The organism is Rathayibacter sp. CAU 1779, assembly GCF_054551755.1.
Map to the genome: position 1 here is coordinate 362,620 of NZ_JBTOLK010000001.1, position 26,955 is coordinate 389,574.

The window sequence follows — 26,955 nt, forward strand, 5'->3', positions numbered from 1 at the left end:
GGCCCCGGGGCCGATCTCCTGGCCCTCCCCGAAACACATCACACAACGAGGTCTGATATGAAACCGAGTCCGAAGTACGCCACGTGCGCACTGCTCTATTACCTCGACGCGGACGGGATGTGGGAGTACGACATCTTCGCCTCCCTCGAGCGCTCCTACCCCTCCGGCCAGTTGACGTCGCTCCGTGAGGAACTGGTCGGGCTGTCCACGCTGGGCTGGCTGGACACCGTGGAGCAGAAGGAGTCGCGTGGCCGCATCCTGCGCCGCTACCGCCTGCACGCCAGCATCCGCCCGGTCATCGAGTACCAGTTGAAGCTCGAGAAGCTGAAGGATGTCGTTCGCGCCGCCGGCATCGAGCCGACCGTCCGAGAGGCGGTGGCGTCGTGAGTCTCAGCGAAACCGTCGTCGCAGAGCAGTCGCGGCTCGAAGAGAAGGCCCGCATCGCCGATGGCAAGAAGACCCGAATGGGCATGATCTACGCGATCCTCGCCGCGCCGGCACTCGGACTGGCCTTCGGCTTGCTGTCCGTCGTCGTCGGAAAGGCGCCCTTCACCGAACAAGCCCCTACCGGTGGATTCGCCATCGTCGCGCTTCTTCAGGTCCCGTTCGGTGTGGCGGCAATCCTTATCTTCAACATCATCAGCGGCACCTGGCGCGACCCTGTGCGTCTTCTCGGCCACCCGGTCAGCTGGTGGAGCTTATTCGTGGCGGTGGGCGGATTCGTCGGCGATCTCTCCTACGCCATCGCAGCAGGACTCATCGGCGGCGCCCTCGGCGGCGCGATCGGCGGACTGGCGGGTGTCGTCGGCGCCGTGATCTCAGGCATCCTCTACCGCGAGAAGATCCTGCGCTGGTCAACGCTGGTCGGCCTCGGCTGCCTGGCAATCGGTGTCTACCTGGCCGTCTCGGGAGGCAGCGTCAGCGCCCCAACCCACGGTATCTACCTTGCCGTCGGGCTCGGCGTCATGTGCATCGCTGTGCTCACCTGGGGATTCGAAACCTTCGCCATCTCCGCCGGCACGGACCTGCTCCCTGCAGAAGGGTTCCTGTGGTGGCGAGTGTTCCTCGAGCTGATCCTCGCGAACGCTCTCATGTTCGTGCTCTTCCCTCAGGCCCGTCACATGGCAGGCGAGGTCTGGACGGACCCCCGGCTGCTCGCGTTCGGCGCCGTCATCGGACTCGGCTGGGCCATCTGGATGATCATGGGCTACTACATCGGCGTCTCGTACGCCGGCGCCGTGCGCGGGGGTGTGCTCACCAACACTCTGGCCTTCTTCTTCATCGCCTTCTTCTCGCTCACCGTGTACGGCGAGAAATTCAGCCTCGTGGTGATCATCGGCACGGTCCTGACGGCGATCGGAGCGTTCTTCATCGTCTCCGAACCCATCAAATACATCGCGCGACGGCGCTCAAGGTAACGGGAGCATCGAACATGTCTGTACTCGAAGACCGCCCATCCGCCGAAAGCGAGGATGCGCTCATCGAGCGATACCTCGCAGCCTCCGCACGCTTCAAGCAGCGACGTCTTGCCGGCCTCATCGTTCTGGCACTCCTCCTGATCGGCACCTTGATCGGCATCTACGCAGCGGGCTGGTATCGCCTCACAGGGAGCGCCACGGCGGGCGCCGCCTGGATCGGAGTCGGCGTCGCGGTCGGCGCCGCCGCCATCGTCGCCGTGATCATCGACATCGTCTACCGAAGGGACTCCTGAGCATGTCGGAAAAACCGCAAGCGCCCGAAGCCGGGGCCACCGAGCACCCGATGCCACTCCTCTCCGCGAAATGGTGGTCGATCACCTTCCTCTGCTTCGGAGTGGCGCTGGCGATCGTCTTCTCGATCACCATGCCCGACTTCATCGCGAACGCACACTGAGCCCGCACCGAACCCAACCACCGCTCCGATCGCCGTTGGCGGCCGGACCGAGAAAGGCATCTCTTGAGTTCCACAACACAGGTCAAGCCGGGCCATCCGCACCTCGACGACGCGGCCGCGTACATCGACGGCACGTTCCGTGAGCTGTCCGACCGAATCGACGTGGTCGAGAAGGCGACAGGCGCACATCTCGGATCGGCAGGTCTCGGCGGCAGGGGCGATCTCGATGAGGCCATCGCTGCCGCCGTGCGGGCACAGGAAGAATGGTCACACCAGCCGTATGACGTCCGTGCCGCTTTGGTGCGATCCGTCGCGGCACGCCTGGAAGATCGCCTCGACCAGGTCACGGACCTCATTGTCCGCGAAACCGGCTCAATACCGGGAAAGGCGGAATACGAGGTCCACGGCGCGATCGACGAGCTTCACGTCGCGGCCGGTCTGGCTTCTCTCCCGCGGGGAGATCTGCTCGTGTCGCATGATCCCGGCCGGTTCGGGTTCTCCGAGCGGCTCCCCGTGGGCGTGGTCGCCGCGATCACCCCGTGGAACTTCCCGCTCATTCTCGCGATGCGCGTCATCGCACCGGCCATCGCACTCGGAAACGCTGTGGTGCTCAAACCCTCGCCCGAGACCCCGCTCAGCGGCGGCTTCGCCATCGCCGAGGCATTCGACGCCGCCGGGGCACCCGCAGGCTTGTTCCAGGTGATCTGCGGCGACACCGAATTCAGTGAAGCGCTTGTCGCTCACCCGGATGTCGACATGGTGCACTTCACGGGTTCCACGGCTGTCGGTTCGCGCATCGCGGCAACGGCCGGGGGCCTCCTGAAGCGAGTGTCTCTCGAACTCGGCGGCAACAACGCATTGCTCGTCCTGGACGATGCGGACCCGGACTACGCATCCATGCTCGGCGCCTGGTCAACGTTCCACTACCAGGGACAGACGTGCATCAGCGCCAGCCGTCACATAGTCGCCGAAGCCGTCGCCGAGGAATACATCCGTCACCTGGCTGACCGGGCCTCGGCGATCACTGTCGGCGACCCGTCGAAGGGTTCGGGGATCGGTCCCATGATCAACGAGCGTCAGGCGGCGCGGGCCGAAGGCATCCTTCGGAAATCGGTGGAGATGGGGGCTCGCATCGTCACTGGCGGGACGCGTGACGGACTCTTCTTCCGGCCAACAGTGGTCACCGACATCACCCCCGACATGCCGGTCTGGACCGAAGAAGTCTTCGCGCCGATCGCACCCGTCATGACCGTGACCGACGACGCTCAGGCGATCCGTGTCGCCAACGACACGCCGTACGGTCTCGTCGATGCCGTGGTCACGAGAGACGAAGGCCGTGGCCGCCGGGTTGCGCGCGAGCTGAAGGCCGGCATGGTGCACGTGAACGACGCCACCCCGGTCGACGAGGCGGTCGCGCCGTTCGGCGGCACCGGGGCGTCCGGCCTCGGCGGCCGGTCGGGAGGCCTGTCCAACATCGAAGAGTTCACCGGCATCAAGTGGACTGCTGTTCAGGAGAACACGCTCTCGTACCCGTACTGAACGAATGGAGGCGGCCGCATCACGATCACGACGGATGCGGGCCGCCTCCATACGGCTCCGACAAGCACGATGCAGCATGGCGATCCGGCGCTGGTCATGACACGCACCGCTACTCGACCCAGTCGAACGCGCGCGTGACGGCCTCGGCGGAAACGAACGTTTCAGGCGTCTCAGGGGTGCAAACGCACGCGACGCGCGGGAGGAATCCGCTCATGTCTACTCTGTGGGGTTGAGAGCGGCCGCCCTCGATCGAGCAGTTGTTGTGGCGCGTCGAGTGCGCTGTGTCTGTGCAAGCGATCGAGGGCGCTCGGGTGGGGAGCCTTGAAGATTTCCCGGTCTGCGAGGTCGCCGAAGCGCATGCGCTCATCCACACCAGTCACGGCCACATCACCCCTTCAGTCCGCCGGCGAATCCGCCGATGATGAATCGCTGAAGGAGGACGTAGATGACCATGATCGGGATGATGGAAATGATGACGCCCGCGAAGACGATTCCCCACTGGGAGACGAATTCGCCCTGGAACGCGTAAATCGCGACCGGAAGGGTCTGCTGTTGGGATCCGCCCACGTAGAGGAGGGGTGTCATGAAGTCCTTCCACACGTCGATCATGTCGAGCAGAACCACCGTGATGGTCACCGGTCGCACGAGCGGAAAGACCACGAGCCGGAATGTGCTCCACCAACCGGCGCCGTCCAGGAGTGCCGCCTCTTCGAAGTCGCGTGGCATGGCACGCAGGAACCCTGCGAAAAGGAAGACAGTAAAGGGAAGCTGCGTGCCGGCGTAGAAGAGGATGAGCGACGTGTAGGTGCCGAGCAGTCCTGCGTTGCTCATCATTCGGTAGAGCGGAACCATGCCCAACTGCAGCGGAATCATCAGCCCGAGAAGCACGACGAAGTAGAGCACGTTGCTCGTGCGACTGAGACGTCTGGCGAAAAAGAACGCCGTGGTGGAGCCGATGAGCACGAGGACCACGACACTCAGTCCGGCGACAACGGCGCTGTTCATGACCGCTGCTCCCAGGTCGCCCTGCGTCCAAGCTTGAGCGAAGTTCGCGAGGTCGATGCTCCTCGGGAACGAAAGCGGGTTGTGCAAAGCCTCCGACGAGGGCTTGAGGGAGACGTTGATGAGGATGATCAGCGGAAAGAGGAACAGCACGGCAGCAATGATCATGACTGCCTCGAGGATGAGGCTGCGGCGACTGCGTCCCCGAGTCACTGCGTCACCTCTTGGCGGCGGAGAACGCTGAACTGGGTCGCTGCCAGCACCAGAATGATCGCGGTCAGCACGAGGGCGATCGCCGTGCTGTATCCGTACTCCGACGACACGAACGCCGACTTGTACATGAGGAGCGAGATCGTCTGTGTGGCGTAGCCCGGCCCACCCCCGGTCATCGCGAAGACCTGGTCGAACACCTTCAGCCCGGAGATCAGCGTCAGCGAGACGACGATCGTGGTCGCCGGGGCCAGAAGCGGAAGCGTGACGCTCCAGAAGCGCCGAAACGCGGACGCTCCGTCGATGGCGGCTGCTTCGTTCAGTTCGTCGGGAACCCCTTGGAGACCCGCGAGGTAGATGACCATGGTGATCCCAACGTTCTGCCAGACCATCACCACGATGACGCTGCCGAGCGCTGTCGCAGAATCCGCCAGCCAATTGTGCGCGAGCCCTGGAAGGCCTACCGCCCTGAGCATCTGGTTGATCGGGCCGTCCGGAGTGAGCAGGAACTGCCACAAGAACGCGACGACGACGGGCGGGAGGAGCACCGGGAGGAAGAAGAGTCCGCGGATCAGCGCACCCGTCTTCATCGGCCGATTGAGGATCACCGCGAGCAGGAGCCCGATCACCGTCTGGGCGATCGTGACGGTGAAGGCGATGATCAGGGTATTCACCAAGGCCCCGGATGCCCCGGGCTCCTGAAAGAGTCGAACGAAGTTGTCGAGTCCGATGAATTCGGCCTTGCCGGACACTCCGGACCAGTTGGTGAACGCTGTGACAGCACCGGCGATGTCGGGGAAGATCACGATGACGCCATAGACGAAAAGCCCTGTGATCGCGAACCAGAACGGCACTCTGGTTCCAGCGCTCGCGCGGGGGTGGGCCACAAACGCCCGCCCCCGCGGAGTGATCAGCTCGTCGGCCACGACTACGGGGTCCCCTTCGCGAACTGCACGTCGAGTTGCTCGAGAAGCTCCTCGACAGAGATCTTGCCGGAGATCAGATCCTGGCCGGACTGCAGAAGCGTCTGCTGAGTGTCGCCGTTCGGCCACGTGTAGTTGGCGAACGGAGCGGTCTTGCCCTTCTGCAGGAAGGTCGCGACGCCCTCGAGCTGGCTTGGGATCGCCGCACCGACGGACAGCCCCGGCAGGGATGCAGCCGCCTTCGCGTATGCCTTGGCGTGTGCGGGCTCGGCGAGGAAGTCGAGCAAAGCCTTTGCGGCGACCTTGTTCTTCGCTTGTGCATTCACGGCGATGAAGTCGGGAGCCACAGGGAGCAGGGTCTGTGAGGCCTTGTCGGTGCCGGGAAGAGCGAACACTCCGATCTCGGATGAGGTTGCCGCACTCGCCAAGGACGCCAAGGAGGCTGAGACGATGCTGATCATGCCGGCTTTGCCCTCGGCCACAGCCTGAGTCGCCACGTCACCGGTGATCCCATTGGCACCGTCGGTGAAGTAGCCCTTCGTCTGCAGCGTCTGGAACTTCTCGAACACTGCCTTCCATGCGCTGGACGAGGAGAACGCCGTCGAACTGCCCTTCTGCTGCGCGTCGATGCCGGGATCGGCGGCATAGACATTACTGGCGGCCAGTTGGTAGACGAGGAACTGCAGGAAGACACCGCCCGAGAAGCCGGCGGAGATCGGGGTGATCCCGGCGTCTTTCAGCTTCTGGCACATATCCAGGAAATCGGACCACGTGGTCGGAGCGCTGAGCCCCAGCTTGTCGAAGACCGACTTGTTGTAGGCCATGACGATCTCGTTCTGGCTGAGGGGAAGGGCATAGACGTCCTTGCCCGACTGAGCGAGGCTCTTGGCCGAGCTGGGGATCTTGCCTGCCCATTCGGCATCGGTGAGCGGGGCGAGCTTTCCAGCCTTGCCAAGCAGGCTCGCTCCGATCGCACTGCTGGAACCGGGTGACACTCTGAAGATGTCGGGTGCGGTTCCTGAACCGAGCTGAACGCTCAGCTGCTGGTTCAGGTCTGCGGTCTGTGCTGAGGTGACCTTCACGGTGACGCCGGATTCCTTTTCGAATTCGGGTATCAGCGTCTTCATGGCCGCGGCCTCCTCTGTGGAGAGCGCCACGGTGACGGTCCCGGACGGCGTGCTGGTCGACCCGCCGGCGGCGGCGCCACCGTTGGAATTGACGAATCCGCATCCGGCGAGCGAACTGATGGTGATGAGGCTCGCTGCCACGGCCAGCGTCTTGCGAAGCAATCGATGGCGGGCGACGTCTTTGTCGGAGTGCATTGCTTACCTTTCTCTTTGTTCGAGCGTCCTGGGCGAACGCCGGATCTCGGGTGGGACGATCGCCCCGTTGTCGCGCAAGGTGGTTCGCAGACGCTCGAGGGGGACGTCTGCGATCGCACAACCGAGGTCGACAGAGAGAGCCGCTGCGGCCCCCGCAGCCTGTCCGGTTGCCATGCTGGATGCTTGGATCCGGTACGCCGAGTTGGCTTCTTGATCACCGGAGACGATCCGCCCAGCGACCACCATGTGGTCGGAATCGACCGGCAGCATCGCGCCCAGCGGGATGGTGGCGACAATGCCCTCGGGAAGCGGCCGGATGTCTATCCCATCGCCGTCGTGCTGATGCACGTCGACGGGATAGAAGCTGTAGGCGACCGCGTCGGCCCAGACACGGCCGGATACGTAGTCTTCAACGCGGATCGTCTCGCGCCCCACGATGGTGTAGCTCTCGCGCACGCCCACCTGCGTGGCGCAGTACTCGATCTCGATGGACTCCAGACCGGGCTGAGCGCGCAGGAAGCGATGGATGCGCATGAGCGTCCGCCGTGCGCGTATCTCCGCCGCCGTGCGCTCGACGCTTGTCGCCCCGCCGATGCCGACGACGTGCATGTTGTTCTGGCCGTGGGCTCGAAGGAACTTGCCGACCGGACGAGTTGCGGATCCGAAATCGCTGGGCTCGAGCACGCCGGACTCGATAGCGACCTCGAAGGCATCCTCGATCGCGTCGATGTCCAGACTCGAGTAGTCGTATCCGGAGAAGTACGACATGAGGGTGCCGGGCTGTGGGTACTTGCCGGCGACCCGAGCCAGCCCGGCCAGCGCCACGGCGTCTGCGTCTCCCGTACAGTCGATCACGCGCGCAGCTCGGACGCGTTGCACACCCTCTTTGCCGCAGACGCCGACAGACCAGCCGTTCTCGTCCGGAGAGAGCTCGGCAAGCATCGAGTGAAGCCGCAACTCGACGCCGGCGGCCTCAACGGCCGTATCCAAAACACTTGCATAGACCGTCGGATTGACCGGAATCTGGAGCTTGTAGTGGGGGCGCCGAAAGTCCTGGAAGTCGGGAAAAGTTCCGCCCGCCAGATGCACAGCCTCGCTGACGAGATCCCAGCCGATTCCCGCTATGACCTGCTGACCCCAGGCGTGAAAGAGTCCGGGCAGAGCGACTCCCGCCAACGTGGTCGTGCCTCCAAGGATGCCGCTCTTCTCGATCAGGAGTGTGCGAGCTCCGAGACGACCGGCCTGGATCGCCGCGATCGCGCCCGACGCACCGCCGCCGACCACGACGACGTCGTAGGTGTCATCCTCCATGAGCCGCTCGCTTCGGTGCTGCGCCGAGCGCTGCGGAGAGCTCCGTGGCGGCATCCACCACGAGACGCCGCAGAAGCTCGTCGTATTCGGCGGACTTCCGCACGGACGGATAACCGATGCACAGTGCGGCACGGATGACGCCCGCATTGTCGAGGATGGGCGCCGCAATTCCGCAGACACCCGGTTCTTCCTCTTCGTCGTTGCGGGCGAGCCCTGATGCCTCCACCTCGGCGAGCTCGGCGCGAACGTGTTCGAGCGAGGATGCTCCACGGGACGTCACGACCGCCCCGATCTGTTCCAGGTGGGCCATACGTTCCTCTGCCGAAAGCGTCAGCAGAAGGATCTTTCCTGCTGCCGTCGTGTAGAGCGAGTTCGCCGAAGCGCTCGACGTGACCTCGCTCGTGTCCGGCTGTGCGGCAAGGGTCGGATTGACGTTCAACAACTGGGGGCTCACCAGGACCGCGAGGTCCACCCTGCGGCCGCCCTGCAGAACGGCGAGATGAACGGTCTCACGGCTGTCCTCCCAGAGCTTGCGCATGACCGGCGCCGCGACCGTCGCAAGGTCGGACTGGGCGGAGTACTTTCGCTCGAGCTCGAACACGGCAGGGCCGATGCGGTATCGCCGCGACTGCTGGTCCTGATCGACGAATCCGTGGAACGCCAGGGAGGTCAACAAGGTACGCGCTGTGGATGCGTGTACACCGGTCGCCGACGCGATCGCGGTCAACACCTCACCGGCTGGCCCCGCGTCTGCGATCACGCCCAACATGGCGACGGCACGATCGATGGATTGGATCGGACTCTTGGTTCCCACGGCATCGGTGCCCTGGTCCGGCAATGGCTTGCTCATTTACCCGCTCACTATAATGTAGAACTGACTTCGACAATATAGATGACACGTTTCAACAAGCACAATACCCTTGCTTCTAAAGCCCGGTTTCCGGGCGACTCTGTCGAAAGGAACTCATGACCTGGCACGCCGGTTTCATCTCCCCCAGCGCCGATGTGCACAGCGCACCTCGGTTCAGGCGCGAGTTCGATCTCGAGGCCGGACACGGTGCCGTTCGCACAGCGGAGCTCGCCTTCACAGCTCTCGGGGTCGTGGAGGTCTACGTCAACGGGGCGCGGGCCAGTGAGGCGGTGCTTACTCCCGGCTGGAGCAGTTACGAATGGCGACTTCGGGTCGCGCGGGTGGACGTGACCGCTCTCCTGCGTCAGAGGAACGCGCTCGGCTTCGTCGTCGGAAACGGCTGGTACCGCGGTCGCCTCGGTTGGATCGGCGCCAGTCATCATTACGGCAACCGCTTGGCCGTGTTCGCCGAGCTGACGGTGACATACGAGGACGGCGCGACCCAACTGCTCCTGACCGACGACACCTGGACGGCCGGACCGAGCGATGTCCTCGCCGACGACCTGTACGACGGCGAGACGATCGACGCGCGTCGCCGAGGTTCCGCATGGGCGCTTCCCGGCTTCGACGGTGCTGAATGGACGACCGTCGACATCCTCGAGCAGGATCTCGGCGTGCTCGAGGACTACATCGGACCCCAGGTGTCCAGGCGCGAGGAGTTGCCGGCGGAGCGGATCTGGCAATCACCCAGCGGCAGCACGCTGGTGGACTTCGGTCAGAACCTGGTCGGATGGGTGCGGGTGCGGGTGCGCGGAGGGGCAGGAAGCGAGATTGTGCTCCGTCACGCCGAGGTCCTGGAGGGCGGTGAACTCGGAGTCCGGCCGTTGCGCTCGGCAAAGGCGACGGATCGGTACGTACTCAGTGGCGGCGACGATGTCTTCGAGCCCACCTTCACCCTCCATGGATTCAGATACGCGGAGGTTGTCGGCTGGCCTGGCGTGTTGGAACCAACAGACGTGACCGCCATCGTCGTCGGATCCGAACTTGATCGCATCGGCACGTTCGAGTGCTCCGATCCGCTCCTCAACCGGCTCCACGACAACGTGGTCTGGGGTATGAGAGGAAACTTCGTCGACCTGCCGACCGACTGCCCGCAGCGCGATGAGCGTCTCGGCTGGACGGGCGACATCGCGGCCTTCGCCCCCACGGCGACCTACCTTTTCGACGTCAACGGTTTTCTTCGGGACTGGCTGCGCGATCTCGCGCACGAGCAAGAGCACCACGGCGGGATGGTGCCCGTCGTGGTCCCGGACATCCTTCAGAAGTCGTCATCACGAGGCGGTACCCACCAACCTGTCGAGTCGACCGCGCTGTGGGCCGATGCTGCCGTGTGGGTGCCGTGGGCCTTGTGGCAGGCCTACGGCGATCGACGAGTCCTCGAGGATCAATTCGACTCGATGCTCGCGCACGTGCGACATGTCGAATCGTTGCTCTCCCCGAACGGACTGTGGGACACCGGATTCCAGTACGGCGACTGGCTCGATCCGACTGCTCCCCCGGACGATCCGGCCGCAGCGAAGGCCGACCCCGGCGTCGTCGCGACGGCATGCATCTTCCGGTCCGCGCGCATGACAGCCGAAGCTGCACGTTTGCTCGGCCGTCACGAGGCCGAGGAGCTCGAGGATCTCGCGGATCGGCTTCGTGCCGCGTTCAACGAGCACTACGTCTCAGGTGGAACCATCACGAGCGACGCGACCACCGTCTACTCGCTCGCGATCGTCTTCGGTCTGCTCAGCGAAGCCGATCGGGTCGTGGCGGGCGCCCGGTTGGCGCAACTGGTCACTCAGGCTGCCTACCGGATTTCGACCGGATTCGCCGGCACCCCGTTCATCACCGACGCGCTGACAATGACGGACCACACCGACACGGCCTACCGGCTGCTTCTGGAGAAGGAAAATCCGTCCTGGCTGTACCCCGTCACCATGGGCGCGACGACGGTCTGGGAGCGATGGGACTCCATGCTGCGCGACGGCAGGATCAATCCCGGAGAGATGACGAGCTTCAACCACTACGCACTCGGCGCAGTGGCCGATTGGATGCACCGCACGATCGGAGGGATCTCGCCGCTCGAGCCCGGGTACTCGCGAATCCTCCTGGCACCCATCCCCGGCGGTGGCCTCAGCTGGGCGAAGGCATCGCTCCGCACGCCGCACGGTCAGGTCTCGATCCACTGGTGGCTTGAGGCCGAGACGCTGCGCGCCGACGTCCGTGTGCCGGATGGGACGACGGCCGTGCTGAGGCTGCCCGGTGAGACTGACATCCAGCTCGGACCGGGGCTGCACCAGGCTTCGACACTCGTTCGCTGACGTCCGCCAGGCAAAGATCGCGCCACACGCGTCCATCGGCCCTCCCCTCGTCGCTGCGGAGCAGCTCGCCGTGAGGCCAAAATTCTCGGCCAAAGTCAACGTTGTTCTTCCCCGAGCCGCACCGCATAGTTGACGCCGGACGACGGAGAGGGACGCGTATGGATGTCGATGCAGGCAGGGCAACACAGGTCACAGAGGAACAGCACTCCCTTGACGCGATGCATGCGCGTCTTGACCGTGAGATGTGCGACGCACGTTCCGCGCATGCGCGAGCGATGGCGGCGCCCGTAGACGGGCCGGAAGACCTCTACGCGAGGGATCTCGAGGTCTCGCGTTTGAGCGAGAGAATGCGCTTGCTCCGTTCGGCGGAACGGTCCCTGTGTTTCGGACGCATCGACGGCGTGGGGCATGGCGAATCGTTCCATATCGGTCGGATCGGGTTGCGGACGGATGCCGGAGAGCCCTTGCTCGTGGACTGGCGGGCGGAGGCCGCCCGGCCGTTCTACTCGGCCACCATGGTTTCGCCGTTGGGGCTGCGCCGCCGTCGCCACCTGCGCGTGGACGATCGCACCGTCGTCGATGTGAGCGACGAGATCCTGGATGGAACCACAGCAACGGTCGAGGACGTCGTCGGTGACGGCCCTCTCGTCCTTGCGCTGAGTGAGGCCCGGACGGGACGGATGCGCGAGGCCGCCGCGACTCTGCAGCGGGAGCAGGACGACATAGTCAGGTCGCCGGATCGCGGAATCGTTGTGGTCGATGGCGGCCCGGGAACGGGCAAGACGATCGTTGCCCTGCATCGGGCGGCATATGTGCTGTACGCGTTCCGCTCGATCGCTGATCGCGGGGTCCTCGTATTCGGTCCGAACAGGAGGTTTCTCACCTACATCTCCGAGGTGTTGCCATCCCTCGGGGAGAACGACGTGGTGCTGGCGACGCTGCCCGACCTGGCCGGCGTGGAAGCGACGAAGGCTGAACCGGACCGGCTTGCGCGAATCAAGGGGCGTGCGGATGCCGCCGACGAGCTTGCCCGTTGGGTGCGGGCCCATGAACCCCACGGCGTGCCGCTCGAAGTGCAGACTGCGCAGGGAACCGTCATCCTCGATTCCGACATCATCGACGCGGCGCGACGGATTGCCCTGCAAGGAGGCATCGGACACAACCGCGCCCGGGAACTGTTCACCGAACACGTCGTCGCTGAGTTGGTGAACGAACTGGAGCAACAGACCGCCAAGGAACTCTCCGACTTCGAAGCCGAGATCAAGGAATCCCTGGGCATCGATCTCGATCGCATGTTCGCCGGAGATCACGGAGGTGCCGGCTCCGGTGAGATGGACGTGGCCGCCGACGGCCTCGAGATCGATTGGGACCGGATTCGAGAAGAGCTGCTCGGTGATCCCGGCATCGATCGGGCCATCTCACGAGTCTGGCCGAGGCTTCGAGCAGAGGATGCCGTCCGCGGGTTTCTTTCAGATCGGGCCGCGCTCACCCGCGCATTTCCCGGCGTCTCCGCGGCAGACATCGAGTCCATTGCCGGCCTCGACCAGACCGAATGGACCAGCTCCGATCTTGCTCTGCTGGATGAAGCGCGTGCTCTCCTGGACGGCCTCCCCGAGACGATCTACGGGCACATCGTCATCGACGAGGCGCAGCAGCTCTCCGAGATGCAATGGCGGATGATCATGCGCCGCTGCCCGCAGCGGTCGATGACCATCGTCGGGGACCTCGCCCAGGCTGGTCCGACCACCACCATCCGTACCTGGAATGATGCGCTGGAACCCTTCGTCGCCGAGCGGTTCGCTCATCACACGCTCACGGTCAATTACCGCAGCACCTCGGAGATCCTGCAGGCGACAGAGCCGCTGCTCGCCCGCATCGCCCCGCAACAGCGACTGTCGCACTCCATCCGACACGGCGAACAGCCGACCGTCATCGTGGTGACCGATGACGAGATCGCCTCCATGCTCGGCCAGCTGATCCCGACGGTCCAGGAGGCATACCCCGGAGAATTGATCGGCGTCGTCACCACCGCGCAACGCTCGGCCATGCTGCACGCCGAGATCGATGAGACCGACGCCGCGGTCATCGCCGCACCCGATGCGCGTGGACTGGAATTCGACACCGTGATCATCATCGATCCGAACGGCATCCACGCCGCGAATGATGCGGGTCTGCGCGACCTTTACGTCGCGCAGACCCGGGCAACCAAACGCCTCTTCACGCTCGAGGTCGCAACCGTCTAGGCAACGGGGAAGCGGGGGTCGCGCGCGTAGTCCTCGTGACGAAGGTCGAGCGCCGCCCGAACCTGCGCCGGGGCGTCGTCCCCGACGAGCACACGCAGGCGATGGTCATCCTTCGCGGCCACGCTCGCCAGAATCGCCGTTGCCGCGTCCTCCGGCGGTGTTCCGCCGGAGGATTCGCCCTGCGGCCACGGCACCACGGCGGTGCCGAACAGCTCGGTTCGCAGAGCGTCGTAGGCGTTCGCTGGTGAGCTGAATCGCATGCTCGCGCCCGCCCAGTCGGTGTCGAGCGCCCCGGGCTCGATGAGGGAGACGCGGATGCCGAACTGCCGCACCTCTGCCGCCATCGCCTCGCTGAACGCTTCCAGACCCCATTTCGTGGAGTTGTAGAGCCCGAGCATCGGCATGGTGCCGACGGCGCCCACGGTCGAGATCTGAACGATGTGCCCCGACCCCTGACCACGCATGATCGGGATGACGGCTTGGCTCAGCCACAGCGGGCCGAGCATGTTCGTGTCGACGATCGCGCGGGCATCCTCTTCGGACGCCTCCTCGACAGCACCGATCAGGCCGTAGCCGGCGTTGTTCACGAGGACGTCGATTCGACCAAGACGAGCGGCGGCCGACTCCACGGCATCGTGCCCAGCCCGGCGGTCGCGAACGTCGAGGGTCAGCACGGTCAGGCGTTCGTGCACGGGGAGGGAGTGCTCGCCCCTCACCGTTGCGACCACCGCATGCCCGGCGTCGAGAGCCCGCACGGTGAGTGCTCGGCCCATGCCTCGATTGGCTCCGGTGATCATCCATGTCTGAGGTGAAGTCATCCCGTCACTATAACGGAAACTGGACGCACCGTCTCGTTTGCTCGGTTAGTGTTCTTCCATGGCACGTCAACAGACCCGTTGGAAAGTGCACCAGGCGGTGCTCTCCCTCGCGCGTGAGACTCGGGTCGGATCGATCACGATGGAGGGGATAGCGGGACGTGCCGGCATCAGCAAACAGACTCTGTACCGAACGTGGCCATCGGCCGGGGCGGTCCTGTTCGACGCCCTTCTCGCTCGGAGTTCAGACGAGAACGATGCTGTCGTGGTGCCGGACTCCGGCGATCTCGCCACCGATCTGGAAGCGATGACGGTGGCAACCGTTGCCGAGCTCACCGATCCAACCCATGAGCCCCTGCTGCGAGCCGTCACAGCCGAGATGCAAGCAGACGAGGGACTCGCGACGCAGTTCCGCGAGCTGCTCCTCAGCCCTCAGCTCAGAGCCATCGCACACCGCTTTCGTCGGGAGAACGTGCCGGATCCGAACGGCGCCGCAGAGCTGCTCGTCGGCCCGATCTTTCACCGATGGCTGCTTCGCACCGGCCCGTTCACTTCGGAATGGATACGAGGGCACGTGGCCAGGACGGTGCGCGGGGCATCCTCGACATGACGCCGGCCGCTAGCGATGACAGTCTCGACCTTCGCTGCGCACGCTGACCCCTCAGCCACGGCGGTGCGTATGTGCAGACAGTCGCTTGGCCGGCGGTGTCAGCGCTCGCCGAGAAAGACCAGGCATTTCGTGGCGGAGGGCGTGGGATTCGAACCCACGAGACATTCCTGCCCACTGGTTTTCAAGACCAGCTCCATCGGCCGCTCGGACAGCCCTCCAGCCGACGAGTCTACCGGTCGCTGATTCACCCTCACGGACCCCGGAGCCGCCGCGTCGCCCCGCACCGCCGCTACCACCCTCGACGCTCCGGTCACCCCGATGTCCCGGCCGCCCCTTCGTCACCCAACCACCCCGTCGCCACCCAACCACCCGTCTGTCACCGAACCACCCCGTTGCTGACGCAAATTCGCTGCGGGCTCGACACGAAGGGGGTGGCTCGGCGGGGTGTGCGCGAAGTCGGCGGGGTGGAGGCAAAAGAGGGACGGGTGGGCAGTCCGACGGGCAAGCGAGTGGCTCGGCAGAGGGACGAAGCAGGCCGGCTCGCCGGCGGGCGGGCGGATGGCCGCCTACTCGAACGCGAGCCGCACCTTCAGCATCATCGCGAGGCTCTCGAGCTCCGCGCGTACGGCATCCGCGAGCTCCGGGGTGAACGGCTCGTCCTCGTGGACGCGGTGGATGCGCAGGACGGATGCCGCGTCATCCGTCGTCGCATCCACCTTGCCGACGAGCCGGTCGCCGTTCAGCACGGGAAGTGCGTAGAAGCCGAACCTGCGCTGCACGGCCGGCTTGTACATGCCGAGCTGGTAGTCGAACTCGAAGAGCTCGAGCATGCGTTTGCGGTCGAAGACCAGCCGGTCGAACGGGGACAGGATCGCCGTGCGCCCGACGAAGTCGCGGCCGAGCTGGGCGGGATCCACGCGCCACGTGCCGCGGATCCCCTCCACGACGGCGGCCTCGCCGACGTCGCCGACGTCCATCGGCTCGAACTGGGTCTGCGTGGTGCGCTGCCTGGCGATGCCGAGGGAACGGAGGCGGCGCATCCGGAGCTCGCGCTCGGCATCCGCTTCCGGTACGACGGGATCGTCCGGATAGATGCGCTCGGCGAGGTCCCAGCGGCGTTCGCGACCGGCCCGTTCCGCGACGGCCACCTCACCGCGCTGCTCGAGGAACTCGAGCATCATCGCGGAGTTGCGCCCCGTGTTCCATCCGCTCGACTGCCAGGGACGCACGCATGCGTCGTCGGGCAGCTCGCGCGAGGTCAACGGGCCGCTGCGTCTCAGCCTGTCGAGCACGTCGCGGCGGAACACCTCGTTGTCGGCGACCCACGCGCCCTGCGCGCGTTCCCAGCCGCCGGCATCCGATCCGGGCCATGCCGCCATCGCGGCACGGAACAGGGCGATGTCGTGCGCGGGCCGCATCATGCTGCGCAGCTCCACGATCACGTGGGATGCCAGTGCCCGCTGCAGATCCTCCGGCCGGTACAGGCGTCCGAGACGGCTCCACAGCACGAGGTCCGCGCTGGGCGCGACGGCGGCGGTCGGCTCGTACTGCACGATCGTGAGTCTGCGGATCGTGTCGAGCAGATCGACCGGACGGGCGGCATCCAGCAACTGGGCGCGCACGGCGATGCGTCGCGCCTCCTGTCTGCTGAGGTGATGCGGCTCTGTCATCGCCGTCATCGTATTCGCGCCCTCCGACAGGCGGCCTGACGCCTCTTCGACTCGCCCCTTGAACGCTGAGTCGCCCCTCTGCGGCACGGCCCACGAGGGCGAGTGAGCGGCAGTGGAGCGAGTCGACGAAGGCGCCATCGCGCAGTCAGTCCGAGTAGAAAGCGGTCGTCGTCACCGCGAGTCTGTCGCTCGAGCGCCGCTCAGCCTCGACCGGAGAAGTACTGCTGCAGAGCCGCGCCCATCCAGACGGCGATCTCGTCCGCCGGCGCGGAGGCGAGCGGCTCCAGACGCACGACGTAGCGCATGAGGGCGAGCCCGGTGAGCTGGGACGCGATGAGGTCTGCACGCAGCTCCGCGGCATCCCCCTGGAGCTGGTCGCGCAGTCGGGCGACGATCTCCCGCTCCATGAACTCGACGAACATCGAGGCCGAGGTCGAGTCGGTCGGCGCGGAGCGCATCAGCGCGAGCAGCGGGCCGACGCTGGCCTCCTGATCCCAGACCGTGAGGAACTGCCGCACGATCCGCTCGCCGAGTCCGTCCGTCCCGGTGTCGAGCTGCGCGGTGAGCCGCTCGGGCACGTTCGACGGCAGCTCCATCGCCACCGAGAACAGGCGCGCCTTCGTGTCGAAGAAGTAATAGACCATCGACGGGTCGACGCCGGCGGCCTCGGCGATCGCGCGCACGGTGGTGCGGTCGTAGCCGTGTTCGCCGAAGCACGTGCGCGCGGCATCCAGGATGCGGCGTCGGCTCTCGTCGCCGGTACGCCAGCGGCCCCGCCGGCCGCTCGTATTCGTCATGGGGGAAGAATACTTCATCGTCTGTTGAACAAATGCGGCACCGCCGATATCGTGAAACTTCAACGACTGGTGAAGATTGTCTCGATCGTCGACAGCAGGAGCCGAATCGGTGCCGACAGCGGCCGGATTCGGTGCCGATCGGATCGTCGAGACGCGGTGAGGAGCATCCGATGGCGGCATACACGACGTGGCTCGGCGAGGACTCCGGGGCGGCATCCGATCCCGCCATCGTCGGCGGCAAGGGCGCGAACCTGCACGCCCTGACGGCCGCAGACTTCCCGGTGCCGGATGGCTTCGTCATCACCACCGACGCCTACTGCGATGTCATCGAGTCAGCCGGACTGACGGATGCCGCTCCCGAGCGACTGCGTGCCGCGATCCCGGCCCTGCGCCTGCCGTCCGACCTCACGGAGCAGATCCTGGATGCGTACGCCCGGCTCGGATCCCCGGCGGTCGCGGTCCGCTCGTCCGGCACGGCCGAGGACCTCGACGATGTCTCGTTCGCCGGTCAGCACGACACGTACCTCGACGTCGAAGGATCCGACGCGGTGCTCCGGGCCGTGCTCGACTGCTGGGCATCGCTGTGGACGCCACGCGCCGTCGCGTACCGGCAGCGGATCGGATGGGACGAGTCGTCGCTCGCCCTCGCCGTCGTCGTGCAGCGGATGGTGCACGCGGAGTGGGCAGGCGTGCTGTTCACCGTCGATCCGATCAGCGGACGCCGCGACCGCATGATTCTCGAGGCCGTGGTGGGCGTCGGCGAGGCTCTGGTGTCCGGCGAGGTGACCGGGGAGCACGTCGAGGTGGACAAGGCGAGCGGACGAGCGGCGGGCGACGAGCGCCGCACGGCGGGCTCCTCCGACGGATCCCGGCTGCCGCGATCCGTGATCCGTGAGCTGGCCGCGCTCGGTCGCGAGGTGGAGCGCCGGTTCGGATCGCCGCAGGACATCGAGTGGACGTACGCCGACGGGCACTGCGCCCTGGTGCAGGCCCGCCCGTTGACGGCGCTGCCCGATGAGTCGGAGGAGGCACAGGCATCCGCTCGGCACGGTCGCGGTGCGGGTCGCCGCGGATCGGGGAGTGGCGGCCCGGGAGGCCGCACACCACGGCGTCGAGAGTCTCGCTCGACCCGCGAGTCCGCGGGCGGCACCAACCGACTCGGCATGTTCGCCGTCACGGCCGACCACATGCCGTACCCGCCGTTCCCGATGGACGTGTCGCTGATCTTCCGTCCGGTGTTCGGCGCGCTGCTGGGCGGCATCCGCTCGGCAGGCTTCTCCGCCCCGCCGGTCGCGGACGTGCTCGTCGAGATCGACGCGGGCGTGGTGCAGATCCGGCCGCCGCGCGTGCGCCCGACGTGGCGGGCCGTGTGGCGTGTGCCGGCAGTCACCCCGGCGCTCGTGCGCTTGATGCGCACCCGGACGCATGTCTGGCGCGCCCGGTCCGAAGACACCCTCCTCCCCCTTGCGCGGCTTCGCGACAGCCAGGACCTCTCCGCGCTGAACGAGGTCCAGCTGCTCGCAGCGGCACAGGAACTGATCCATGCTGTCGGCACGATCATGCCGTCCCGGTTCGGTGCGCTGACCGGGGGGATGGCTGCTGAAGGCATCCTGTCGCTTCTGGTCCGCGGCGCGGTGGGTGGCGACCGGGCGGGGTATCTGCATGCGGCGCTGATGTCCGAGGTGCCGTGCGTGCTGACCGACGAGAACGCGGACCTGGAGCGCATCGCCGCCCTTGTGCGCCGCTCCCCCGACGTGCGAGCGGTGTATCTCGACGTGGATCCGGAGCACGTCGCCGAGCGTCTCGGCGAGTCCGCGGCCGGCCGAACGATCCTCGCCGAGGTCGCGGCGCACCTGCAGACGTTCGGCTACCGCTCGCTGTCGATCTTCACCGTCGGGCTGCCTCCGCTCCGCGACATGCCCCAGGTCGTGCACGGTCTCATCGCCGGTCTCGTGCGTCGGGATGACGCACCGACGGCTGCACCCGGCAGCCGGTACGAACGGGCACGGTCCGAGCTCGAGTCACTCACCGGATTCCGCGCACGGATGCTCCGCCCCCTGATCACCCGCCGGCTCACCACCGCGCGCGCCGGCGCCGGCTTCCGCGACGACAGTCAGTACGTGCTGGAGATCAGCCTTGCGGTGACCAGGCGGATCCTGCTCGAGCTGGGGCACCGGCTCGTCGCCCGTGGGATCCTGTCCGACCCCGACGACATCGCCTACCTGGAGGCGGACGAGGTGGCGCTCGTCGTCTCAGAGCGCGCGGAACTCGCGGCTCGGGATCAGGACCCTCTTGCCGGCGGCGAGCAGACGGCGGCTGCGTCCGGGTCCGCCGCGTCGGTTCGGATGCTGTCCGAGCTGATCGCGCACCGCAAGACCGCGCGCGCTGCGGCCCTCGACCACTACACGGTGGTTCCCGCCGAACTGTTCGAATCCGGACGCAGCGACGGTCGCGTATCCGGGATGCCGGCCAGCCGCGGCCGCGTCGTGGGACGCGTGCGCGTGATCCACGACGAGTCGGAGTTCTCGAACCTGCAGGTCGGCGAGATCCTGGTGTGTCCGTTCACGAATCCGACCTGGACGCCGCTGTTCTCACTGGCAGCCGCCGTGGTTGTCGACTCGGGAGGTGCGGCGTCTCACGCTGCGATCGTGGCGCGGGAGGTCGGCATCCCAGCCGTCATGGGCACAGGCAACGGAACCCACGTGCTCACCGACGGACAGCGCGTGATCGTGGACGCCGACCGCGGCCTCGTCGTGCCCGTGGATGCGCCGACCCGGCACGCCTTCTCGCCCGCCGAAGGTGCGCGTCTTTCCTCCTGAAAGTGCGTCTTTCTCCTCCCGAAGGTGCGTGTTTCCCTTCCCGAAAGTGCGTGTTTCTCCTGCCGAAGGTGCGTCTTTCTCCTGCCGAAAGTGCGTGTCCCTCTTCTCGAAAGTGCGCGTTTCTCCCGCCGAGAGTGCGGGCGGAGAAACGGACACGCTCGGGCGGAGAAACAGGCACTATCGGGAAGAGAAACGGACACGCTCGGGCGGAGAAACAGGCACTATCGGGCGGAGAAACGGGCACTATCGGGAAGAGAAACAGGCACCCTCGGGGGCACGATGGCGATCAGCCGGCGAGTTCGTCGGCTGCGTCGGGATCCGCGTCGAGCGCGACGCTGAAGTTGTCCCGGAAGAGCGCGGTCGGGTCGACGCGACGCTTGATGTCGCGCAGCCGTGCGAGGGTCGCAGGCGGGAAGGCATCCGCGACGATCTCCGCACCCTCACGAGACTCGAAGCTGAGGTAGAGGCCGTCGAAGTGCTCGGCGAGCCGGTCCCATCCCTCGTCGAACCGGCTGCTGCGGCCGATCGCGGTGATCGAGAAGTTGGCCGACCTGTGGGCGTAGGCCGTGGCATCCGCGGGCACATCGGCGACGGCACCACCGACCGAACGGATCTGGAACCACGGCGACGACCCCGACTGCACCAAGGCCGCGCCGGCAGCTGCGACCTCGGCGTCGAGGTGCTCGACGAGCCCCGAGCGGAAGTGCGGCTCGCCCTGGCCATCGTGCGGGGCATCCGAGGCGTTGGCCACGACCGCCGCGTACGGCGCGAGCTGCACCTGCTGGCCGATCAGCGGGCCGATCGCGGCGAACGGCTGCAGCCGCTCGATGATCGTGTCCGGATCGCTCGAGTCCACCACGCCGTACAGCTGTCCGATCACGTCGCCGCCCTGTCGCGCGAGGATCAGGAACAGCGTCGTATCCGGCGGTGCCGCCTCCATCGCGTCACCGAACCGTTGAAGGAACGCGGCCGTGTCGGATGCGTCGAACGCGAGCTGCGCCCATCCCACGTCGCCCACCGCATCCGCCTCGAACTCGAACGACGTCACGATGCCGACGTTCGCCCCAGCGCCGCGCACGGCCCAGAACAGATCCGGATTCTCGGACGCGGATGCCCGCACCACCGATCCGTCCGCGAGCACCACCTCCGCTGCTACGACGTGGTCGATCGTGAGGCCGTGTTCGCGGGACAGGAATCCGATGCCGCCCGCCGTCGCGAGCCCGCCGACGCCGACGCCGCCGGCGTCGCCACTGGACAGCGCCCAGCCGTGAGGCTCCAGCGCCTGCGCGACCTCGGTCCAGCGAGCACCGGGTCCGATCCGCACGCGTCGGGTCGCCTCTTCGAGCACCTCGACCTCGTTCAACGCCTTCAGGTCGATGACGATGCCGCCGTCATTCGTGCTGCGGCCGCTCAGACCGTGGCCGCCGCTGCGGATGCCGAGCGGGAGATCGGGGTGACGGCGGGCGAAGCGCACGGCATCCGCGACCTCGTCGACCGTGCCGGGGCGAAGCACGAGCCCTGGCTTGCCGGCGCGGGCGTACGTCGACTTGACGCTTCCGTAGCCGAAGTCGCCGGGCTCGACGGCGGTCGCACGCAGCGACTCGGGGATCTCGTCGTACGCGATGCCCGCCCGTCGCGCCCTCAGCGACGCCGAACTGCGGCCCGTCCCGGTGGCCGTGCCGCGACGTGCACGCTCCGCCGCAACGGTCTCACGCACGGCAGGGATCACGTCCTCCGCGAAGTGCTGCATGCCCCTCGGATCGTCGCCGGCGAGGATGAACGTGCTCACGCCGTCCTCGAGTGCGAACCCGACGAGTTGCTCGACGGACACGTCGCCGCCGATGTTCAGCATGCGGCGCACCTCGTCCGGGTGGCGGCCGGCATCCGCCGCGGCGTCGTCGATCCGGGCGTTGCCCGCTTGGAGATCGCCTGGCCCCAGGTATCCCAACGACGGCAGCCAGCCGTCGGCCTTGCGCCCGGTGAGGCGAAGCATGCGCGGCTTGAGGGCGCCGATCCAGATCGGGATGTCGTGCGCCGGCACCGGCCCTCGCCGCGCGCCGTTCACGGGGTAGTACTCACCGCCGCGGAAGTACTCGCGGTTGCCGGCATCCCAGGTGCCGCGGATGACGTCGATCGCCTCGTCCAACTGGTCGACGGCCTGCCCTGGCGTGAGGCGCCGACCGCCCATCGCCGCGATCGGATCCCAGAATCCACCGGCGCCCAGCCCGAGGTCGAAGCGTCCGCCGGACAGCAGATCGAGGGATGCCGCGGCTCGCGCCAGCACCGGTGCCGGCCGCAACGGCAGGTTGAGCACATTCGGCGCGAGATGGATGCGTGTGGTCGCCGCGGCCACGTACGAGAGCAGCGTCCACGTGTCGAGGAACGCGGCCTGATACGGATGATCCTGGAACGTCACCAGGTCGAATCCCAGCTCTTCGCTCAGCTGCGCGAGCTTCACGGGCTGCTGCGGGCTGCCGTTGACGGGCGTGACGAACGTGCCGAACCGGATCGGATGGCCGTAATCCATGGTGCTCTCCCTCGGATGCGCTCTCGTCGCGACGGTGCGCTCTCGTCGCGACGGTGCGCCCTCGTCGCGCCGCACCTCGGCCGGTGCGGAGGTCGTATCCCCACTCCGGCACTAGCGGAAAACTAGCGCTTCTGGAATCCTAGCACTCGTTTTATACGAGCGCCCGAGCTAGAATCGTGGTCATGACCCCCACCGCAGAGCGCGCGCCCGAGCGGCCCACCACCGAGCAGCGCGCGCCCGAGCAGTTGCACTCGTCGTGCGACGAGGGAGTCGTCCGCGCTTTCGAGCTGCTCGGCAAGCGTTGGAACGGCGTGATCCTCAGGGTGCTCCGCGAGCGTCCGTTGAAGTTCTCCGAGCTGCGGCGCGCGGTGGGATCCATCACGGATTCGGTGCTCACGGATCGCCTGTCGGAGCTGGTCGAGCGCGGCGTCGTGGCACGCACGGAAACGGATGCCCGCCCGCCCCTCATCACCTACGAGCTGACGCCCAGTGGCATCCGCTTGCAGCCCATCATCGACGAGCTCGCGGAGTGGGCGCTGCAGAACGACGGCGATCGGCCCCGGGCCGTCGCGTAGCCCGCCCGTGCGCTGTACCGCCCTCTCCGCCGGGGGCGTGCGCGAGAACCGGAGGGATCGCGCTCTCGCGCCCGATACCGCAGGATTCCTCCGGTTTTTGGCGACATCTCCGGTTTTCGACACACCGTCTCGCGAGGCCGGACGGCTGCCGGACCAGTCGGCCCAACGTCGGATGCGACCTACCAGTCGGAGCTCGGAGCCGAAATGATCGGCACGTCCACCGAGTGCCAGATGGCGCCGTTGTTGTAGTGCCCGCCGGCCCACGGGGAGGCGATGATCGCCTGCACGCTCGTGGCGACGGGAGCGTTCGAGTCGAACGCCTGCGCGATGCCGGAGAAGATGTCCCTGCGCAGCTGCTGGGCGACGTAGCTGGCGGCGATCGTGAGGTTGTCGTAGCTGCCGAACCCGGCGCCGCCGCCCGACCCGAGACCGTTGTTCAGCGGGTTGTTGCGATTCCACCAGCTCTGCGGAGCGTTCTCCGAGTCCATCCACTGCAGCATGACGGTGAGGTTGTTCGGCGTGACGGGGAACTTGCCGTCCTGCAGCACGAGCGCCGCCCAGTCCACGTTCGTCGTTCCACCGACCGTGATCGCTGCCGATCCGTCAGGACGCGTGAATCCGGCGGAGTCGTACTTCGGCTGATCCACCGTCTGGGCGGAGACGGCGCCGGTGACGTGCAGCGACTGCGTGTTGCCCAGCAACTGGTCGGCGTAGAGGGTGCCGTTCGGGGTGGTCGCGGCATTCGCAGGAATCGCCACCATGGCGCTTCCGGCAAGGAACACGGCAGCAGCGGCAGCGGCCGTCACCCGCCCCGGCGAGCGCCACTTCTTCGGAGCAGCTCGATGCGATCCTCGTTCTCCCTGTTGCGTCGCGCGCCGGTCAGCCTGCGCGCTCTGCTGCGCAGCCCACGCCTCACGAGCGGCGCGTCGTGTCGGGTAAGAAGTCATTGTCTCCGGATGCCGCGGTGCATGTCGGGCATGCCATCGCGTTCGGTTCGGGCTGGAACGGCGCTGGAGAATCCAGGACGTTCAACGTTCGAGCGTAACAAACACCCCCGCACAGGGGCCAGGCCTCTCCCTGAGGGATCCCGCAGCACGCGCTGGTTCACCCCCGGCACGCGCGCTCACAGAGTTCACACCACGGGCGCGAGCGCCCCGAGCAGAACGTCCGCGAGGCCGTCCTCGTCGACGGATCCGGTCGTCTCGCCGGCCGCCGCCTTCACCTCGTCGGGAGCCTGCCCCATCGCGACGGCACGGCCGCCGACGGATCGCGCGTACTCGAACATCTCGATGTCGTTGCGGCCGTCGCCGACGACGAGCAGCGATTCCCCTGGGATTCCCAGCAGGTCGCGCACCCTGGCCACCGCACTGCCCTTGCTGACGCCGTCGGGCGCGATGTCGAGCCACGCCGCCCAGCCGACCGCGTACGTCACCTTGTGCAGTCCCATCTGCTCGACGATGCCGAGGAACTCCTCGGCGTCGTGCGACGGCGAGACCACCACGACACGACTGGCCGGCTCGACCGCCAGTTCCTCGAACGGCACGGGACCGGCCTCGCCGAGCTGCCATCCGGACGAGTCCATGCCCTCCGTGTGCACCCGCGTTCCGTCCGCCTTCTCGACCATGTACCCGCCCTCTGGCAGGAACGGGCGCACCAGCTCGAGCACGGGCCGGGCGTCGAACGTCTCGACATACGCGCGGCGGTAGCCGTCGCCGTCAGCGCTCTCGTCGCGCTGCATGATGACCGCGCCGTTGGAGCACACCACGTACTCCGGGCGGATGCCGAACAGCGGAAGCTGGTCGCGGGCCGTTCCCCAGCTGCGACCCGTCGCGAGCGTGACCTCGTGACCGGCGTCGGCGGCGCGGCCCACGGCATCCTTCACGGCGTCGGAGACGGAGCCGTCCTCGTGCAGCAGCGTGCCGTCGACGTCGAGGGCGATCAGCAGGCGACCGGATGCCGGCGCCTCGGTCGTGAGGTCACCCGATGCCGCGTCATCCGTCGCGTGGTCTCCCGTCGTCACGACGCCACCGGCGTCAGCACGTCAAGGCCGCCGAGGTAGGGCCGAAGCGGTTCGGGGACCACGACCGATCCGTCGGCACGCTGATGCGTCTCGAGCAGCGCGACGATCCAGCGGGTCGTGGCGAGCGTGCCGTTGAGCGTGGCAACCGGCGCCGTCTTGCCGCTGGAGGTGCGGTACCGGGTCTGCAGGCGGCGCGCCTGGAACGTCGTGCAGTTCGACGTCGACGTCAGCTCGCGGTAGCGGCCCTGCGTCGGCACCCAGGCCTCGACGTCGTACTTGCGGGCGGCGCTGGATCCGAGATCGCCCGCTGCCGTGTCGATCACTCGATATGCCAGGCCCAGCGACTGCAGGATCTCCTCCTGCCAGCCGAGCAGACGGGCGTGCTCGTTCTCGGCATCCTCCGGCACCGTGTAGACGAACATCTCGAGCTTGTTGAACTGGTGCACGCGGATGATGCCCCGCGTGTCCTTGCCGCCCGAGCCCGCCTCGCGCCGGTAGCACGTCGACCATCCGGCGTAGCGCAGCGGACCGTTCGCGAGGTCGAGGATCTCGTCGGAGTGGTATCCGGCGAGCGCGACCTCGCTGGTGCCCGTGAGGAAGAGGTCGTCGCTGCCCAGGTGGTACACCTCGTCGGCGTGGGAACCGAGGAATCCCGTGCCCTGCATGATCTCCGGCTTCACGAGCGTGGGCGTGATCATCGGCGTGAAGCCGTTCTGCAGCGCCCTGTCGAGCGCGTAGCTCATGAGCGCGATCTCGAGCCTGGCGCCGACGCCCTTCAGGAAGTAGAAGCGCGCGCCGCTCACCTTGGCGCCGCGGGCCATGTCGATGGCGTCGAGCTTCTCGCCGAGCTCGAGGTGGTCAAGCGGCTCGAAGTCGAACGCCGGGATGGTGCCGACCTCGCGCAGCGTGACGAAGTCATCCTCGCCGCCGGAGGGAACGCCGTCGATGATCACGTTGCCGATGCGACGAACGGCGGCGTCGAACCGCTCCTCGGCACCGGTCGCGGCGGCCTGCGCCTCCTTCACCTGGGCCGCGAGCTGCTGCGCCTGTGCGACGAGTTCCTTCTTCTCCTCCTTCGGAGCGGATGCCACCCGCTTGCCAAACGCATTCTGCTCGGCCCTCAGCGACTCGAAGTCCGTGATCGCCGCGCGACGCTCCGCGTCCGCGCTCAGTGCGGCATCCACCGTGTCGGGAGACTCGCCTCTCGCCTCTTGCGAACGCCTGATGAGGTCGGGGTTTTCGCGCAGGAGTACGGGATCGATCACCGTTCAAGTCTATTCAGGTCACCGAACGGGCCGATGCGCCCCGACCGTCCCACCAGCGGAGAGGTTCCGCTCCCCCGCCGCGCACGGCGTCACACCGCTTCGCGCTGCGCCGGAACCGGCCGACAGACTCCAAGCTCAACCAGCGGTAGGGCAACAACGGAACGGACGGTTCCTCACAGATCGACCCGCCATTCGACGCGCTCCTGATTACGGTGGGCG

The 26,955-nt window shown here is 66.9% G+C and carries 22 protein-coding genes and 1 tRNA gene; 9 read left to right on the forward strand and 14 right to left on the reverse strand.

The window, feature by feature from the left end:
* The first annotated feature begins 57 nt into the window (after window positions 1–57).
* From ACX9R5_RS01575 to ACX9R5_RS01590, 4 genes are all read left to right on the forward strand, one after another.
* Complete coding sequence (locus ACX9R5_RS01575) at window positions 58–387, forward strand: hypothetical protein (RefSeq protein WP_459407259.1); 330 nt, start codon at window positions 58–60, stop codon at window positions 385–387.
* Window positions 384–1,418, forward strand: a complete 1,035-nt coding sequence (locus ACX9R5_RS01580) for an EamA family transporter (RefSeq protein ID WP_459407260.1) — start codon at window positions 384–386, stop codon at window positions 1,416–1,418. The genes ACX9R5_RS01575 and ACX9R5_RS01580 overlap by 4 nt, the downstream gene beginning before the upstream one ends.
* Window positions 1,419–1,432: 14 nt before the next feature.
* Window positions 1,433–1,711 (forward strand): hypothetical protein, encoded by a 279-nt coding sequence (locus tag ACX9R5_RS01585; protein ID WP_459407261.1) that lies wholly within the window; start codon window positions 1,433–1,435, stop codon window positions 1,709–1,711.
* Window positions 1,712–1,935: 224 nt separating this feature from the next.
* Entirely contained in the window at window positions 1,936–3,411 is a 1,476-nt protein-coding gene (locus ACX9R5_RS01590) for an aldehyde dehydrogenase family protein (protein WP_459407262.1), read from the forward strand.
* A gap of 387 nt (window positions 3,412–3,798) precedes the next feature.
* On the opposite strand, the gene ACX9R5_RS01595 is transcribed toward ACX9R5_RS01590, so the two are convergent.
* The 5 genes from ACX9R5_RS01595 to ACX9R5_RS01615 are packed head-to-tail and all read right to left on the reverse strand — an operon-like array spanning window position 3,799 to window position 9,029.
* Window positions 3,799–4,626 (reverse strand): carbohydrate ABC transporter permease, encoded by an 828-nt coding sequence (locus ACX9R5_RS01595; protein WP_459407263.1) that lies wholly within the window; start codon window positions 4,624–4,626, stop codon window positions 3,799–3,801.
* Window positions 4,623–5,549: a carbohydrate ABC transporter permease gene (locus ACX9R5_RS01600; RefSeq protein WP_459407264.1), complete on the reverse strand. Its 927-nt coding sequence runs from the start codon at window positions 5,547–5,549 to the stop codon at window positions 4,623–4,625. The genes ACX9R5_RS01595 and ACX9R5_RS01600 overlap by 4 nt, the downstream gene beginning before the upstream one ends.
* A 2-nt stretch (window positions 5,550–5,551) precedes the next feature.
* Window positions 5,552–6,868 carry an ABC transporter substrate-binding protein gene (locus ACX9R5_RS01605; protein WP_459407265.1) on the reverse strand — a complete coding sequence of 439 codons (1,317 nt, stop codon included), beginning with the start codon at window positions 6,866–6,868 and terminating at the stop codon, window positions 5,552–5,554.
* A gap of 3 nt (window positions 6,869–6,871) precedes the next feature.
* On the reverse strand, window positions 6,872–8,179 hold the full coding sequence (locus ACX9R5_RS01610) for an FAD-dependent oxidoreductase (RefSeq protein WP_459407266.1): 1,308 nt from the start codon (window positions 8,177–8,179) through the stop codon (window positions 6,872–6,874).
* Window positions 8,169–9,029 carry an IclR family transcriptional regulator gene (locus ACX9R5_RS01615; protein WP_459407267.1) on the reverse strand — a complete coding sequence of 287 codons (861 nt, stop codon included), beginning with the start codon at window positions 9,027–9,029 and terminating at the stop codon, window positions 8,169–8,171. The genes ACX9R5_RS01610 and ACX9R5_RS01615 overlap by 11 nt, the downstream gene beginning before the upstream one ends.
* Window positions 9,030–9,145: 116 nt before the next feature.
* Between ACX9R5_RS01615 and ACX9R5_RS01620 the strand changes: the two genes are divergently transcribed.
* Window positions 9,146–11,395: an alpha-L-rhamnosidase gene (locus tag ACX9R5_RS01620; RefSeq protein WP_459407268.1), complete on the forward strand. Its 2,250-nt coding sequence runs from the start codon at window positions 9,146–9,148 to the stop codon at window positions 11,393–11,395.
* 95 nt (window positions 11,396–11,490) lie between these two features.
* Here ACX9R5_RS01620 and ACX9R5_RS01625 read toward each other — a convergent pair whose 3' ends face one another.
* Entirely contained in the window at window positions 11,491–12,195 is a 705-nt protein-coding gene (locus tag ACX9R5_RS01625; RefSeq protein ID WP_459409081.1) for a hypothetical protein, read from the reverse strand.
* On the opposite strand from ACX9R5_RS01625, the gene ACX9R5_RS01630 reads away from it, so the two are divergent.
* Window positions 12,076–13,638, forward strand: coding sequence for a HelD family protein (locus ACX9R5_RS01630; RefSeq protein ID WP_459409007.1), 1,563 nt, complete (start codon window positions 12,076–12,078; stop codon window positions 13,636–13,638). The genes ACX9R5_RS01625 and ACX9R5_RS01630 overlap by 120 nt on opposite strands.
* On the opposite strand, the gene ACX9R5_RS01635 is transcribed toward ACX9R5_RS01630, so the two are convergent.
* A complete protein-coding gene (locus ACX9R5_RS01635; protein WP_459407269.1) occupies window positions 13,635–14,456 on the reverse strand; it encodes an SDR family NAD(P)-dependent oxidoreductase in 822 nt (273 codons plus the stop codon). The two genes, ACX9R5_RS01630 and ACX9R5_RS01635, sit on opposite strands and share 4 nt — an antisense overlap.
* A 58-nt stretch (window positions 14,457–14,514) precedes the next feature.
* Here ACX9R5_RS01635 and ACX9R5_RS01640 point away from each other — a divergent pair, with 58 nt between their 5' ends.
* Window positions 14,515–15,063, forward strand: a complete 549-nt coding sequence (locus ACX9R5_RS01640) for a TetR-like C-terminal domain-containing protein (RefSeq protein WP_459407270.1) — start codon at window positions 14,515–14,517, stop codon at window positions 15,061–15,063.
* Window positions 15,064–15,193: 130 nt separating this feature from the next.
* Here the strand turns inward: ACX9R5_RS01640 and ACX9R5_RS01645 are convergent.
* The 3 genes from ACX9R5_RS01645 to ACX9R5_RS01655 all read right to left on the reverse strand — a co-directional run bounded on the left by ACX9R5_RS01645 (window position 15,194) and on the right by ACX9R5_RS01655 (window position 17,530).
* Window positions 15,194–15,281 (reverse strand) — tRNA-Ser (locus tag ACX9R5_RS01645).
* Between the two features lie 348 nt (window positions 15,282–15,629).
* Window positions 15,630–16,733: a DNA glycosylase AlkZ-like family protein gene (locus tag ACX9R5_RS01650; protein WP_459407271.1), complete on the reverse strand. Its 1,104-nt coding sequence runs from the start codon at window positions 16,731–16,733 to the stop codon at window positions 15,630–15,632.
* 200 nt (window positions 16,734–16,933) lie between these two features.
* Window positions 16,934–17,530: a TetR/AcrR family transcriptional regulator gene (locus tag ACX9R5_RS01655; RefSeq protein ID WP_459407272.1), complete on the reverse strand. Its 597-nt coding sequence runs from the start codon at window positions 17,528–17,530 to the stop codon at window positions 16,934–16,936.
* Window positions 17,531–17,700: 170 nt separating this feature from the next.
* Here ACX9R5_RS01655 and ACX9R5_RS01660 point away from each other — a divergent pair, with 170 nt between their 5' ends.
* Window positions 17,701–20,349 (forward strand): PEP/pyruvate-binding domain-containing protein, encoded by a 2,649-nt coding sequence (locus ACX9R5_RS01660; protein ID WP_459407273.1) that lies wholly within the window; start codon window positions 17,701–17,703, stop codon window positions 20,347–20,349.
* 286 nt (window positions 20,350–20,635) lie between these two features.
* On the opposite strand, the gene ACX9R5_RS01665 is transcribed toward ACX9R5_RS01660, so the two are convergent.
* Window positions 20,636–22,876, reverse strand: coding sequence for an LLM class flavin-dependent oxidoreductase (locus ACX9R5_RS01665; RefSeq protein WP_459407274.1), 2,241 nt, complete (start codon window positions 22,874–22,876; stop codon window positions 20,636–20,638).
* A 182-nt stretch (window positions 22,877–23,058) separates the two neighbouring features.
* Here ACX9R5_RS01665 and ACX9R5_RS01670 point away from each other — a divergent pair, with 182 nt between their 5' ends.
* On the forward strand, window positions 23,059–23,451 hold the full coding sequence (locus ACX9R5_RS01670; protein ID WP_459407275.1) for a winged helix-turn-helix transcriptional regulator: 393 nt from the start codon (window positions 23,059–23,061) through the stop codon (window positions 23,449–23,451).
* Window positions 23,452–23,630: 179 nt separating this feature from the next.
* Here ACX9R5_RS01670 and ACX9R5_RS01675 read toward each other — a convergent pair whose 3' ends face one another.
* The 3 genes from ACX9R5_RS01675 to serS form a co-directional block, all read right to left on the reverse strand.
* On the reverse strand, window positions 23,631–24,257 hold the full coding sequence (locus ACX9R5_RS01675) for a hypothetical protein (protein WP_459407276.1): 627 nt from the start codon (window positions 24,255–24,257) through the stop codon (window positions 23,631–23,633).
* Between the two features lie 326 nt (window positions 24,258–24,583).
* On the reverse strand, window positions 24,584–25,471 hold the full coding sequence (locus ACX9R5_RS01680) for an HAD family hydrolase (protein ID WP_459407277.1): 888 nt from the start codon (window positions 25,469–25,471) through the stop codon (window positions 24,584–24,586).
* Complete coding sequence (gene serS, locus ACX9R5_RS01685; protein ID WP_459407278.1) at window positions 25,468–26,736, reverse strand: serine--tRNA ligase; 1,269 nt, start codon at window positions 26,734–26,736, stop codon at window positions 25,468–25,470. The genes ACX9R5_RS01680 and serS overlap by 4 nt, the downstream gene beginning before the upstream one ends.
* Window positions 26,737–26,955: the final 219 nt, after the last annotated feature.

Excerpts from the sequence above, each read along its gene's own strand:
- ACX9R5_RS01630 (WP_459409007.1), top strand. The coding sequence starts at position 12,076 with ATGCGCGAGGCCGCCGCGACTCTGCAGCGGGAGCAGGACGACATAGTC.
- ACX9R5_RS01665 (WP_459407274.1), bottom strand. The coding sequence starts at position 22,876 with ATGGATTACGGCCATCCGATCCGGTTCGGCACGTTCGTCACGCCCGTC.
- ACX9R5_RS01625 (WP_459409081.1), bottom strand. The coding sequence starts at position 12,195 with ATGCAGGGCAACGATCGTCTTGCCCGTTCCCGGGCCGCCATCGACCAC.
- ACX9R5_RS01635 (WP_459407269.1), bottom strand. The coding sequence starts at position 14,456 with ATGACTTCACCTCAGACATGGATGATCACCGGAGCCAATCGAGGCATG.
- ACX9R5_RS01610 (WP_459407266.1), bottom strand. The coding sequence starts at position 8,179 with ATGGAGGATGACACCTACGACGTCGTCGTGGTCGGCGGCGGTGCGTCG.
- ACX9R5_RS01640 (WP_459407270.1), top strand. The coding sequence starts at position 14,515 with ATGGCACGTCAACAGACCCGTTGGAAAGTGCACCAGGCGGTGCTCTCC.
- ACX9R5_RS01655 (WP_459407272.1), bottom strand. The coding sequence starts at position 17,530 with ATGACGAATACGAGCGGCCGGCGGGGCCGCTGGCGTACCGGCGACGAG.
- ACX9R5_RS01620 (WP_459407268.1), top strand. The coding sequence starts at position 9,146 with ATGACCTGGCACGCCGGTTTCATCTCCCCCAGCGCCGATGTGCACAGC.
- ACX9R5_RS01670 (WP_459407275.1), top strand. The coding sequence starts at position 23,059 with ATGACCCCCACCGCAGAGCGCGCGCCCGAGCGGCCCACCACCGAGCAG.
- ACX9R5_RS01650 (WP_459407271.1), bottom strand. The coding sequence starts at position 16,733 with ATGACAGAGCCGCATCACCTCAGCAGACAGGAGGCGCGACGCATCGCC.
- ACX9R5_RS01585 (WP_459407261.1), top strand. The coding sequence starts at position 1,433 with ATGTCTGTACTCGAAGACCGCCCATCCGCCGAAAGCGAGGATGCGCTC.
- ACX9R5_RS01605 (WP_459407265.1), bottom strand. The coding sequence starts at position 6,868 with ATGCACTCCGACAAAGACGTCGCCCGCCATCGATTGCTTCGCAAGACG.
- ACX9R5_RS01615 (WP_459407267.1), bottom strand. The coding sequence starts at position 9,029 with ATGAGCAAGCCATTGCCGGACCAGGGCACCGATGCCGTGGGAACCAAG.
- ACX9R5_RS01660 (WP_459407273.1), top strand. The coding sequence starts at position 17,701 with ATGGCGGCATACACGACGTGGCTCGGCGAGGACTCCGGGGCGGCATCC.
- ACX9R5_RS01575 (WP_459407259.1), top strand. The coding sequence starts at position 58 with ATGAAACCGAGTCCGAAGTACGCCACGTGCGCACTGCTCTATTACCTC.